The organism is Tistrella arctica (genome assembly GCF_039630945.1).
In the GTDB taxonomy this organism is placed as follows: Bacteria; Pseudomonadota; Alphaproteobacteria; order Tistrellales; family Tistrellaceae; genus Tistrella; species Tistrella bauzanensis.
Map to the genome: position 1 here is coordinate 22461 of NZ_JBBKTV010000024.1, position 12471 is coordinate 34931.

17 protein-coding genes are annotated in these 12471 nt (G+C 63.1%); 7 read left to right on the plus strand and 10 right to left on the minus strand.

From position 1 onward, the window contains the following. The first annotated feature begins 14 nt into the window (after positions 1–14). Positions 15–488: a MarR family winged helix-turn-helix transcriptional regulator gene (locus WG924_RS27685; RefSeq protein ID WP_345936273.1), complete on the plus strand. Its 474-nt coding sequence runs from the start codon at positions 15–17 to the stop codon at positions 486–488. 98 nt (positions 489–586) lie between these two features. Continuing rightward, positions 587–919, plus strand: coding sequence for a four-helix bundle copper-binding protein (locus WG924_RS27690; protein WP_345936274.1), 333 nt, complete (start codon positions 587–589; stop codon positions 917–919). 163 nt (positions 920–1082) lie between these two features. Here the strand turns inward: WG924_RS27690 and WG924_RS27695 are convergent, their stop codons facing one another. Both WG924_RS27695 and WG924_RS27700 read right to left on the minus strand, forming a co-directional pair. Then, the gene (locus WG924_RS27695) at positions 1083–1619 is read right to left on the minus strand and encodes a hypothetical protein (RefSeq protein WP_345936275.1); all 537 of its coding nucleotides are present in this window, start codon (positions 1617–1619) and stop codon (positions 1083–1085) included. A gap of 603 nt (positions 1620–2222) precedes the next feature. Beyond that, the gene (locus tag WG924_RS27700) at positions 2223–2483 is read right to left on the minus strand and encodes a hypothetical protein (RefSeq protein WP_345936276.1); all 261 of its coding nucleotides are present in this window, start codon (positions 2481–2483) and stop codon (positions 2223–2225) included. Positions 2484–2500: 17 nt separating this feature from the next. Between WG924_RS27700 and WG924_RS27705 the strand changes: the two genes are divergently transcribed. Both WG924_RS27705 and WG924_RS27710 read left to right on the plus strand, forming a co-directional pair. Further along, a complete protein-coding gene (locus tag WG924_RS27705; protein ID WP_345936277.1) occupies positions 2501–2818 on the plus strand; it encodes a hypothetical protein in 318 nt (105 codons plus the stop codon). Between the two features lie 299 nt (positions 2819–3117). Beyond that, the gene (locus WG924_RS27710; protein ID WP_345936278.1) at positions 3118–3387 is read left to right on the plus strand and encodes a helix-turn-helix domain-containing protein; all 270 of its coding nucleotides are present in this window, start codon (positions 3118–3120) and stop codon (positions 3385–3387) included. Here WG924_RS27710 and WG924_RS27715 read toward each other — a convergent pair. After that, a complete protein-coding gene (locus WG924_RS27715; protein ID WP_345936279.1) occupies positions 3384–4739 on the minus strand; it encodes a BRO-N domain-containing protein in 1356 nt (451 codons plus the stop codon). The two genes, WG924_RS27710 and WG924_RS27715, sit on opposite strands and share 4 nt — an antisense overlap. A gap of 8 nt (positions 4740–4747) precedes the next feature. Beyond that, positions 4748–5092, minus strand: a complete 345-nt coding sequence (locus tag WG924_RS27720; RefSeq protein WP_345936281.1) for a hypothetical protein — start codon at positions 5090–5092, stop codon at positions 4748–4750. A 170-nt stretch (positions 5093–5262) separates the two neighbouring features. Here WG924_RS27720 and WG924_RS27725 point away from each other — a divergent pair, with 170 nt between their 5' ends. The 3 genes from WG924_RS27725 to WG924_RS27735 all read left to right on the plus strand — a co-directional run bounded on the left by WG924_RS27725 (position 5263) and on the right by WG924_RS27735 (position 6952). Beyond that, a complete protein-coding gene (locus WG924_RS27725; RefSeq protein WP_345936282.1) occupies positions 5263–5484 on the plus strand; it encodes a helix-turn-helix domain-containing protein in 222 nt (73 codons plus the stop codon). 74 nt (positions 5485–5558) lie between these two features. Beyond that, positions 5559–5975: a hypothetical protein gene (locus WG924_RS27730; RefSeq protein ID WP_345936283.1), complete on the plus strand. Its 417-nt coding sequence runs from the start codon at positions 5559–5561 to the stop codon at positions 5973–5975. 89 nt (positions 5976–6064) lie between these two features. Further along, positions 6065–6952, plus strand: coding sequence for a hypothetical protein (locus WG924_RS27735; protein WP_345936284.1), 888 nt, complete (start codon positions 6065–6067; stop codon positions 6950–6952). Between the two features lie 84 nt (positions 6953–7036). Here WG924_RS27735 and WG924_RS27740 read toward each other — a convergent pair whose 3' ends face one another. The 6 genes from WG924_RS27740 to WG924_RS27765 all read right to left on the minus strand — a co-directional run. Then, on the minus strand, positions 7037–7345 hold the full coding sequence (locus WG924_RS27740; protein ID WP_345936285.1) for a hypothetical protein: 309 nt from the start codon (positions 7343–7345) through the stop codon (positions 7037–7039). Between the two features lie 134 nt (positions 7346–7479). Further along, positions 7480–8019, minus strand: a complete 540-nt coding sequence (locus WG924_RS27745) for a glycosyl hydrolase 108 family protein (RefSeq protein WP_345936286.1) — start codon at positions 8017–8019, stop codon at positions 7480–7482. 43 nt (positions 8020–8062) lie between these two features. Continuing rightward, positions 8063–8248, minus strand: a complete 186-nt coding sequence (locus tag WG924_RS27750) for a hypothetical protein (protein WP_345936287.1) — start codon at positions 8246–8248, stop codon at positions 8063–8065. Beyond that, positions 8235–8585, minus strand: coding sequence for a phage holin family protein (locus tag WG924_RS27755; RefSeq protein WP_345936288.1), 351 nt, complete (start codon positions 8583–8585; stop codon positions 8235–8237). Before WG924_RS27755 ends, WG924_RS27750 begins: the two co-directional genes overlap by 14 nt. A gap of 50 nt (positions 8586–8635) precedes the next feature. Beyond that, positions 8636–10162: a hypothetical protein gene (locus WG924_RS27760; protein WP_345936289.1), complete on the minus strand. Its 1527-nt coding sequence runs from the start codon at positions 10160–10162 to the stop codon at positions 8636–8638. A 2-nt stretch (positions 10163–10164) separates the two neighbouring features. Beyond that, positions 10165–12471: phage tail tip fiber protein (locus WG924_RS27765; RefSeq protein ID WP_345936290.1), on the minus strand; the 2307-nt coding region annotated here is incomplete at its 5' end.

The following is a 12471-nucleotide window of genomic DNA, read 5'->3' on the forward strand; positions in this document are numbered from 1 at the left end:
AGGGAGATGCCCACGTGCCGCCCACCGCGCAGAGCCTGAAACTGTTTGGCCTGTTCGAAACCGTGCCGATCCGCCAGGCCTATCGCATGGCATTCATCGTCAATTTCTATCGCGGGCCGCTGCTGCGCTGGATCGAACAGGAATTCGGGCTGTCGCGACCGGAATGGACGATCCTGATCTGCCTGATGCACCAGGATGGCCTGAACCCCCGGGATATCTGCGACTTCACCGAACAGCCGCGCAACAATGTCAGCCGGGGCGCCGCGCTGCTCGAATCCAAGTCGCTGATCACCCGCGGCCCCGACCCGGCCGATGCCCGCCGCAGTCTGCTGCACCTGACCGACGAGGGCCGGGCCCTGCACGACCGGATCATGCCGATCTTCGCCGCCCGCGAAGCTCAGATGCTGTCGGTGCTGAGCGCGGACGAACAGGCGCAACTCGACACCATCCTCACCCGCCTGACCGAAAACCTGCCGATCTGGCGGTGACGCCTGCTGCCAGGGGAACCGCCCCCGGCCTCAAACCATTGTGTTGGAACCCCGCGCGTCACACCGACCGCGGCCGTTCGAACCGAAGAGGCTTTCCGATGCATACCATCTCCGCCGACATGCGCGCCTGTATCGACGACTGCCTGCGGTGCTATCAATCCTGCCTCGGCACCGCGATGACCCATTGCCTCGACCAGGGCGGCCGTCATGTCGAGCCCACGCATGTCCGCCTGATGATGACCTGCGCGGAAATCTGCCGCAGTTCGGCCCATGTCATGCTGATCGGCACCGATCACCACCGCCACACCTGCGCCGACTGCGCGGAAATCTGCGAGCAATGCGCAAAAAGCTGCGACGCCCTGGACGGCATGGAAGACTGCGCCGCCACCTGCCGCCGCTGCGCAGAGGCCTGCCGCAAGATGGCGGCGTGAGGGCCGGTGGCGTGAGGGCCATGCCGCGCCTGTCTTTGCGCTGACCTCGACAGACAGACAAAAGGCCCGGATGGCGATGTGCCGTCCGGGCCTTTTGTGATTGGCAGCGAGGGAGGATATTCGATATGGCCCCAAAAATAAGCTGATAATTTCACCAGATCCTCTAATTGTGGCAGGCAAAATTCCGCCACACAACCAACAAACATCCCGAAAAAAATCCAATTACTATACTACTCCATGCGACCCATATAGACCAGCGCATCATTTTGCCGTTTTTCCTCAGAATCTCATTGTTCTGTTTAAGAATGTTGTCGTAGTGCCCTGCTTGCTCCGCCAAACTTTCAGATAGGTTGATGTTCCTTTCGATATCATCCACCCAGTTTGATGGAAATGTTCCAACGAAATTAAATACTCTCGGAGCAGCCGAAATGATCGAAAACAACATAGCCATAATAAATCCGAAAGCTACTGCCATCGCAAGGCTTCCAAGTATAAAGTCCTTTTCCATACCGACCAATAGGGAAATCCCACCGCTTGCAATTACTGCGGAAGCAGCCGCCAACATGCCCGAAAGAGCAAGAGCTCTCTGATCGGCTGCCACACCTGCTGCTAGCTGAGCTGCAAGATAGGACTCGGCCTCTCGAATGATCTCCCGTAAAGTTTCTATATCTGCACGTGCAAGCCTTTTCCCGAGGTTCATATGCATCCTCCTGTAGAAATGCAGCCCACTTCGCCCCCGCCCAGTACCAAAGGGTTCATTGGGGACAGTGCGACCACGAGCCGTCCCAAGCCACCACCTCCGCCACCACCTCCACCTCCGCCGCCCTCAAAGAAGTAGGTGGATCTCCCTGCCCGCTGAACCGGCAGCCGTGTGGCCCACAGCTATGAGCGTAGCCTCAGTCGTCACAAATCAAGTTCAACACTGAAGCGCGGGACGATGAGGATCTCACGCTTGGGAAATGTGTGATACGTGCATATAACGCGACTGCATGGCTGCCCAGCAGCATGTTGTGTGGAATCGCCCAAAGATAGGGTTTAACCCACGTGAGCCCGCCGCATTTGCGGCAAGCGATCACGGAGGAGAAACCATAACAGAGACATGCCCTGTCCAACTTTCAGAACAGGCTGAAATCTTTCGGGCTGGCCACGAAAGCGCGGATCCGGGCGCAGCGCTTTCCCAAGAACAGAAAAAGGCCCGGTCAGCCGTTTGGCTAACCGGGCCTTTTTCGACAGCCACAGCGATGACTGTCCGATTGGTAGCGAGGGACCGCTACCGACGTCGCAGTGGTACGGTCGCAGCAGCCTAACCCTTTGGCCCCATTACATCATGCATCTCCATCGTCGCCGCTTCGATACGCTGGACAGCTTCATCGACCTCATTCTGCCGCCGGTCTCCAACGCTGATCAGCGCGCGGATCATGGCTCGCGACACGGACACCTCGCCCGCAGCAACCCGGTTGACCGCCCGGGTTGAGACGCCAGCGGCCAATGCAAATGCGGTCTGCCAGCCTCTCGCACCGCCGAACAGCATCTGTGCGATCGCCGAAAACTCGTCATTGGTCATGCTAGATCTCTCTCGATATGCGATACCGCGACGCTCGCTTGGGTCAGGTAACAGCCTTTCCCGTGCGGCAAAAACTGCACCAGCAGAACAGTCGTGTCGCCGCGCAAATTCCTCAATGGCCATCGAACGCAGATCTTCAACGCGCTCCCGCCACCATTTTTCACGAGATTCCGCAAGCGACACACCGACCATCCGGCGCAGACGCGGCGATGATGGAAGACGATCTCCGCGAAGAGTTGCACGCCGAAATGGCCCCCTGCGATCCGCAGGTTTTCGTTGATGCCTACATCGCGGCGCATAAGGCGCGATTTGGCGAGGACTTCACCGCAGCTTGATCGGAACACCTCGGCAGATCCGAATGTCGGGGCAAAAAATATCAAACGAAAGCACGAAAACCGCACTTCGTTCTTGACGAAGATGCGGTTTTCGCACATTATACAGGTGTCAGGCGATGATGCCTGACACTCAGGACCAAGAGGGACACACCATGAGCATCAAGCTCTTCCTCAAGGTCCGGGTCGGCCGCTGGCGGATCATCTTCGCCATCAGCCGGTAAGCCCCGGAGGGGCGCCGCCGAGGTACCAGCTCGGCGGCGCCTCCCGGAAATATCCCACGATATGCGGGAGGCTGCAAGATGATGACCTCTGTGGAATTCGCCGCCGCACGCAAGGCGCTGGGCTTCACCCAAGGGCAACTCGCCGAGGCGCTGGGCATGGGGCGCCGCTCCATCGCCGATATCGAGGCAGGCACCAGCCCGGTGCGCGTCATCCACGTGCTGGCCCTGGAACGCCTCTCGCTCTCCGCGGCCATCGAACATCGCGACCCGATGCGGGCAGCCGCATCGATCCGCCGCGAAGCGCTCGACCTCGCGGCGCTGATCCGCGGCGAAGCTGCCACCACCTAACCCGCGACCGCAGGAACCCGCTCCCGCACCACCCGATCCACCACGTCCATCGGCACCATCACCGCCACGCGCTGCCGATCGAACCCACCCACATAGCCTTCGGACGGCCGCGCCCCGGGCAGCAGCATCAGTGGCGTGGACCAGTCCGCGGCCCAGGGCGTGCAGGCATAGACCCGCTGCAGGCGCGGATGCGCGCGGGCGATGGCGACCCAGCCGCGCCAGTTGTCTGGCCGCACCAGGATGCCGATCTGCGCCAGTTGCGCCCGGGTGCGTGGATCATCCCGCGCCACCCGGATCAGATCGCCCAGCACCAGCCCGGTTCGCGCGACCCGCGCCGAACACAGATGCGCCAGGCAGGCCGCACCGTCCAGGTCGGGGATATCGATCACCCCCGCCTCATCCGGATGCGGCAAGCGCCCGATGTCGAGTGCGGCGAGGGGGATCACCACGGTTTTGGTCGGCCCCACCCCCGTGAACCGGTGCGTATGCCCCTTCTTGGCGCCGCGCAGCCGCCCCAGCGCCTGCGACCAGAGGCCAGCCCCCTCCGCGCTGGCGCGCCATTGCGTCTCGGCATAGATGCGGGCGACACCTTCATGGCGGGTCGACACGACCAGAGATTTAGCGCCCTCGATCACCACCACATCAACACCGATCCGGCGCAGATCCTGCCTTGCCGGCGCCGCCTCGCCCAGATCGCCGAACGCCGCCAGATGGACCAGGTCGCGGACCGTCATCTGCGAGCCGCCGGCCCACTGACCGGTCGGGCTGGTCAGCAGCCGCTCAATGCACCGCCTGGCATTGTCATCGCGGTCTGACGCCTCATCCGGCACCGCCGGCAGCGGTGAGCGCTCATAGACCCCGCGGGCTGCCCGCCGCCCATACAGCCCCCGCACCAGACGCACGCAGCCGGTCCAGGCATTCATCTCGCCGGCAGTCAGATCCGGGTCATCGGCCGGGGCCAGAGCGTGGCCGCAGGTGACAGGCACCGGCAGATTGTCTTCCGGGGCCGAATCAGGGGCAGCGGACGGCGGCACCTCATAGCGTCCGGTGCGGCGCAGGGCCGGCAGGACATCCGCCGTGACCCACTTGCGGAACCGCCGGGCGGCGGGTTTGCGGCTGGTGAGGATCAGGGCATAGAGGCCTGATTCAGAGATGATGGTCAGAGCCCGCGCCCTAGCGTCGGCGATACCCTCATTATTAATGAGGGTATACCTCTCATCGCCATCGAGGCGCGCAGCCGCCTGCGACGGATTGCCAATCGACAGCACCCGACACACGTCAACAAGCACGAACCAGGGCTCGCCATCGCGAAGCACGACCCGAACCGCGCAGCCCTCGAATTCGAAAGGCATCACCGCGTTCATGCCAGCACCCCCGCCGGCATCAGGCCGTTCGCCAGCATGTCGAGGAAGCCTTCTTCGAGTGCCGACCACCGGCCGGCTCGGATCATGTCCTCGATCACATAGGACAGGACATGTGCCTGCGCAGGATCGCTCAGCAGGTCGATCAGCCGCCGCGCCAGATCGGCGCCGAGCACGTGGTCTGTCGCCGCGTCACCGGTCCCGGGTGCCCACCAGTAGCAGACCCGGACGGCGTAGTCCGGGTCGTCGCCCGTGGGAACTGCCCGCACGAAGGGCAGACGTCGTCCGCCGAGCGGGTACAGGATGCCGTCGCCTGTGATATCGTGGCCGTCAGCCTTGACCATCGGAGATACCTTCCATGGTTGAGGTTAGGCCGGCGGCGGATCTGACCCATCCCCGTCGGCCGCATGATCTGTCTAAAAACGACAGATATGACATTATCTGTCGTTTTTAGCTGTAACAAGCGAATTTAGACAGATGCGCCCCTTGGCTAGATCGTGATATCAATCCCGTCATGCTGACGCCCGCAAAATGCCGCGCCGCACGCGCCCTGCTCGACTGGTCTCAACAGAAGCTCGCCGAAGAGGCTGGTGTGGGCTCCGTGACCGTGCGTCAATTCGAAGGTCACGCAGCGAAACCTCGACGGGCGACGATGGAAGTACTGGTCAGAGCGTTTGTGAATGCGGGCATCCGCTTCACCGCGCACGGGGTAGAGCTACCGCCACAGGCGAAATAGCCGATCACTCAGATTGTCAGAAAGATGCGTCACGGCTACCGTAGGTTTCCACATGAGATCAGAGGTGCCGAAAGATGCGTCTGTCCGCTATCGCTGCCATGGTGGCAGCACTCACGCTCACGGCCTGCGCCGCATCACGCGAAGAACTGAGTGAAGATGGCCTGCAATGGGGTACTTACATTGTCGACAATACCCCCATCGATATATACAGAAATACTATAGAAGGCTCTAGAATATGCGGGGGTTGGACACCAATAATTCATTCAAATAACAACAATGAAGAGATTGACGTAACAATATATTTGTCAAAACCATATGGCGGCAGGTCGGATTTCATCCTGGGCTTGGCCGAAATATCAAAAATTGATGCTGATCGTTCTTCCTACAAAATAGGCGTGCAGAATAGGTACGAAAGCCCGCTTTTGGGTCATAAAGGAATGTATAGAGAACGTTTACTTCGATGGGCATCCGGTGATTTCTCATGCGAATGAATAATTCGCACGACCATTAACCGCTGGCCATCAATATAATTGCAAGAGATACATGAATGCCGATAACTGATCTGCACGAAATCCTACCGATGCTGAAGGACGCGGCATCGCACCAGTCCCCCATTCAAATCATCTATATGGGCGGGAGCATCCCTGGCACGACGCGATCAATCGTCCCAATCAGCATCACGGCACACCATGTGCGCGCTCACTGCATCCGAAGCGGCCAGAACAAACTGTTTGCGCTGGACATGGTCTACATTCCCTCGCCCGGCGAAAATTACATGGCATACGACTTGAAGCGAAAAGAATTCGAGAATATACCTGACGTCATAATACACTATGCCGAAGATATATTACGGGCAGGATGGACGTTTGAGGCAGATGCCATGTCGATAACGCTGTTCGGAAATGATTACAAGGGGAACACTGACCGTCGCCCGAAACTCTCAATCCGCTATGAAACGGGCGAGACAGACGGATCGTTCGAAGAACAGTCGAAACCACGGGTCAAACCTTGGGTCGTTGGTTCCGTATCCTTCTCAAATCTATCCAATGCGGCCAACCGCTTTATAGAAAGCGCAATCAGCTTCGGCAATCGCATGTCGCTCAACATCGATTTCGAACCAGAGCATTGCATTGTTGATTTCAGAATTCAGAGCCTGAAAGAAGAACTCACTGCTGAACTTCGTATTATCGGCATCACAGCGACACGGGAAATCAGCCCGGGTTCCATGCATATCAGAACAAATGCCGAGGGAAAGAAGAAGATTAGCCGCCATCGCATAGCAGATATTGAACGGATCACGTTCAAGACTTCGGGCATAGCCTACGATGCGGAACAATGGGCATCGGACCACGCGAGGAAACATCTCCAGAAGAGGGAAATCGAACTCAGCGAGCGGATTGGCGGCTTCGTCGCCGAACTGAAATCACACTTCGGACGATCAGATCAGGACGATAAAGGAGACGATTGACCACCGCCACCTCGTCCTGGAAGCGGGGCGAATGGTCGCTGGAAATAACGACTATCGCCCCGCCGGATCACGAACGGCCTGATATCACGGCATCCGCGCTTCAACCAGATCCCGCACCTTCTCAGGCGTCAGATTGAAGCGCCGGATGCCATCACCGACCATTTCGGTCATGTAGCGCGCACCGATATCGAGCGCTTCATTTCCCACGGTCACCTTGTCGAGGTGACCATATTTCTCCTGCGCGCGCTGAAGTCCGATCTTCGCGGCGCGGCTCGCAGCTTCATAGATATAGCCGCGGATCTCGTTATCCGCTTTGAGCCCCAGATACCGCCGCAGCGCCCAGCCCACCAGGCCGGTCACCGCCGCCGCCGTCAGCTCCAGCAGCGAGCCCATCAGGGGTGTCAGATCAACACCAGATTCGATCGCCATAGCCTTCCCCTTTCACCAGACGAAGAACGGCGCCACTCGACCAATGCGAGTGGCGCCGTTCGTGATTGATAGTTGCAGTTGCAATGACGCAGGATCATTCAGATCCGGCCGACCGCCAGATCCTGCGCGGCCGCATGGACGTCCACGACCCGCGAGCCCCACCCCTCACCAAATGTGCCCCACCCGGGCAGCGTGGACATGTAGACGAGCCGCACGCCGCCCAGACGGCGCAGCACCTCCATGCGATCCGCATGACATGCCTTGAGGGTGATCGGCCCGATGATCCCGTCTGCCGTCACGCCGGCCGCCCGCTGCACCAGCCGCCGCGCCGCCAGATCCCCGTGATGGAAGGCCGCATCCGCGGTCGCCAGATCCAGCCCGGCCGGCAGGTCATCGGCGCGCACCGCCTGCCAGAACACCTGATCGAAAACCCGCTGGGCCACCGGCTCGCTGATCAGCCGGATGTCGTCAACATCGACATCGCCGTCACCATCCAGGTCCAGGCCCAGCCGGCGCGCCAGGCGCAGCGACACGCCCCATTTCGTTGCCCCGCCCGGGTCCGATGGGTGGTCCACGAACCGTTGGCCGCCCTCGACCGCCATCGTCACCCTGAAGGCCGTCGCCAAGTTCTGTTCCATATTCACAGCCCCTGTCATAAAGAAGGGCGCCCGATTGGGCGCCCTATGCCGTTCCATTCTGGTTTTCCGCTTCAGCGGCCGCGTCCAGCAGCCGCCGGGCCAACGCCACCACCTGGCGCGGCCTTCGGTCGATCTCGCCCAGCAGCGCCCCGCCGGCGCCGTAGAGCCGCAGCCTGACGGTCCCGCCCTCGGCAGTGACGGTCAGGATCTGCGCGTCAGACCCGCCCACCGGTGCGCGCAGCCACGATCCGCAGGATGATGTCCTGCACGCCGCGCGGCCCGAGATAGGACAGCCCGACCACGACCGCGATGCGGACCGGCCCGTCAAGCAGTCCGGCATAGGCAGCCACACCGTCGGCGATCAGCCCGATCCCGACGGCCGCGATCACCTCCCAGATCAGGTGCCGCGACCACCACGTTCGACGGCCGCGCTGGACCTCCCCGACGTGAAAAAGAAGCCGCCCGATATAGGCAGCCAGCACCGTCAGACCGACGGCATCACTCAGCCGCCAGACAATATCCGAGGCCTCGCGCCACAGCGCGACCCCGGCCGATATGATGTCCATATCCCGTCCCGTCCCATCCCATGTTCGCCCGGCCCGATCAGGCCGGGCTGTCAGGCCGCCTTGATCGTGATGATCGGCCGCCCATCGGCGCCGATCAGCCGCACCCGGCCGACCGCCCTGCGGTACTGATCGAAGGTCAGCGCGCCGTCTGCCACCACCGTGGCGATGATGCCGCCATCCGGCCCGGCAGCCGGGACGATCCAATCACCGGCGGCTGCCGTCACGCCGTCGGGCAGCGTGACCGGGACTTTGCCGGCATAGGCGATGCGGTCCCATTTCACGCGTTCCGTCTCCGCGTCCTGTTCCCAGGATGCCATTGCGGCTTCATGCGCCGCCAGTCGCGCCGACCAGTCCCCATCGCTCTCGTCTTCCCCCCTTTCGGGGGCGAGGGGCTGCGGAGCAAGGGACGCCCCCCAGGTGTCGCCGCCCACGAAGGACGGGTCCGTCGACTTGACCGCGAAATGCACAGCGGCCAGCCACTGATCCGTGATCAGGCCGGCCGCGTCGATGCCGACCACATCGCCCTTGACGACGGGCGCACAGCCGGGCGCCTTGCGCTCGTACTCGGCATAGTCGCTGCCCGTGACATTGACCGTGCCAGCCGCATTGATCGACCTGGATGTCGCACCCGACTTGACAACAGACATTGCTGTCGCTTGCGTCGAATAGCCTTCGGTATCACCAGCCTGTCGCAGCACCATCACTGCAATCGACGCGCTCGACATGCCATTCCTGATCACCAGATCCGCGCCGGACGTGCTGGCGTCTGCCCGCCACGATCCGCCCACCCCGAGCATCGTGGCGTTGGCGATCCCCGTAATGTCGAGGGGATAGGCAGGCGCGGCGTTCCGAACGCCGATATTTCCGTTGTCTTCGAGCCACAGGTAATTCGCGCCACCTGTGATGAACCGGATGCGTCCGGGTCCGACGGTGCCGATGCGCAGTTCGCCGGGCTGGGTTGGGTTTGTGGTCCCGCGCCAACTGAGGACGGCGCGGCTCGTGCCGGCTTCCGACAGGATCACTTCCGACCTCTGTGATGATGTGAGCGCATCGATTACGACGTTGCCGACGCCGACCGGCTCACGGATATGCAGATTGGCCGCAGGGACCGGCGCATTGACACCGATCTGATAGCCATTGATCCGGACCCGCTCCGTCCCCGCCGTAGCGAGGCCCAGAACGTTTGCCGTTGGCCAAAACACGCCGGTGTCAGGATCGCTGCTGGCAGCCACCCCCGGCGCACCCGCATTGCCGGACTCAAAGCGCCCGGACAGCGCCGTATCCAGGGCGCCTTCATATCGCACGACGAGCTGCTGTACTCGCAATGCCAGATCGCCAACGCCGGTGTTACTGAAGAACCTGATGACCTTGTAGCTGCGATCGCTCCCCGTGGTGCCCGCATAGGCCACCCGAAGCTGAAGAGACGTATTGCTGCTGACCGACTGGATCTCATAAAGATTCCCATCGAGATACAGCGCATCGCCGGCAGCCACCTGCGTCGCCCACAGCGTGTCCGTACCCGTCACTGCGGTCGAGCCGCTGGTGACGGATACCGTGCCTGTCGAATACCACGACATACTTACCTCTCCGTTTTTAGACGCTGCACCGTCAGCGTCCGTTGATTTGCACTCAGATAGCCGTAGCCGGTCAGCGTCACGGTATAGCTGTGGGCGCCCGCCGGCGGATGATCCACCGCCTGCACACACATGACCTGGATCACCTCCGGTTGAGCGGGCTGCGGATTGTAATTGTCCCCGCCAGGCAACGTCTCCAGAGGGATCTGTTGGGTCGGACGCATCAGCATGTCGCGGAGGATCACGTCCGGCTCACCGACCCGCTGGACCCGCAGCCGCACCAGGCCAGCGGTCGGAATCGCATGGACATACCCAGACCACATCACCAGCACCTTTTCGCCGGCAGTGCTTACCGCCAGCTCCGAGACCGTCAGCGTGCCCATCCCACTGCCGCTGCGGCTGACCGTTTCAGCTTCGTCGACCGCGGCAGTCTCTGACGCGGCCCCTACCGCAAGCTGATCGGTCAGGATCTGCACGCTATCCGGCCGGATGCGGTCAAAGCCCAGCGTGCCGATTGCCGCCTCGCGGATCTTCACCACGCCGCCCACGATCTCGAACGGGGTCAGCGCCGGGGTGCCCGGCGCGCTGATTTTGAAACGGTCCGCGATGACGGCGAACTCGCTCTCAGACGGCGAGCCGTTGAGCGACACTCCGGAAACCCGACCGCCGGCATCAACGCGCACGCCCCAGCTCGCGCGCACCAGCCCGTCAAGGCCGGCCAGCGCCGACGACGTGGTGGTGATCGAGGCTTCGGCATCCCCGACCCGGGCGGTGAGCGCATTCCGCGCCGTGGCTTCCGCCTGCACCGCATCAACCCGCGCCGATACCTCGGCGGTAATCGCCGCCGCATTGGCGCCGGCCTGCGCCTCGACCGTGTCGATGCGATCCGCCAGCGCGCCATCGCCGTCAGCCCGGGCCACAGCCTCAACCGAAATGGCTGCCTGCGCGTCGCCGACCTCACCTTCCAGGCCGGTGACCCGCGCGGTCAGCGTTTCGCGCGCGGCGGCTTCCGCCGCATCGGCATCGGCGCGGGCATCCCGCTCGACATCGATCGCGGCCGCGACTGCAACAATATCGCCTTCGGCTGCCCCGACCCGGGCAGCCAGCGTTTCGCGCGCCAGGGCTTCGGCAGCGTCCGCCGACGTCCGGGCTTCCATTTCGCTGGTCAGGCCGGCTTCAGCATCACCGACCCGACTGGTCAGGGCCGACAGGCCAGCGGCCAGCGCGACATCGCCGTCAGTCCGCGCCTCCGCCTCTCTGGTCACCGACGCCTCAGCGCCAACCACCCGGGTCGTCAGGGTCGATATCAGCGCGGCCAGCCCGGCAACATCATTGGCGCGCGTCAGCGCCTCGGACGTCACAGCCGCCTCCGCGGCCCCGACCCGCACACCGACCGTGGCAACATCTGACGCCAGCGCGCCCAGGCCATCGATCCGCGCCACCCGCTCGGCAGCCACCGCCGCTTCCGCGCCCGCCAGCCGCACCGCCAGCACCTCGCGCCCCGCCGCCTCCACGCGCTCGCCGGCTTCGACCCGTGCGACCACGTCACGGCGGATCAGCGCCGCATCATCCCGCCGCACCGCCGCCGCATCGGCCTGCCCCAGCACCGACGCCAGCAGCCCTTCGGCGACCGCATCCGCCGTCGCGTCCTGCCGCTCCGCATCCTCGGCGACATAGGCGATCAGTTGATCCTGACCGGACGCGATAGCCGACCGCGCATCGGCGATTGCCGCGGAATTCGCAATGACCTGCGCTTCCGCTGTGTCGATCCGCCCGCCGGCGGCATCAAGCCCGCCCTCGACCGTCGCGACCCGCGCTGTCACGCTGGTCAGGTCAGTGGCAAGCGCATGGTCTGCCGCCGCCCGGGTGGTCCGCTCATCCTCGATGCCGGCTTCAGCCCCGCCCATCCGCGAGGCCAGCCCGGTCACGGCAGACGTCAGCGCCAGATCCGCATCCACCCGCGCCGCCGTCTCGACGTTGATCGCCGCGCCGGCATCCGCCAGATCAGCGGTCAGGGTGGTGACCCGCGCGGCCAGCGCGCCGTCGGCATTCGCCCGCGCCTGCGCCTCGGCGGTGATCGCCGCCGAAGCCGCGCCCACATCGGCTGTCAGCGTTGAGATCTGCGCGGCAAGCGCATCATCCTCACTAGCCCGCGCCAGCGCCTCGATGACCACAGCCGCATCGGCTGCCACGATCGCATCATCAGCGGCATCCGCCCGCGCTGACAGCGTGGTGACCAGCGCGGCCAACGCACCATCAGCATCAGCTCGCGCCTGTTCCTCCGTGGTGATATCCGCTTCAGCACCGTCCAC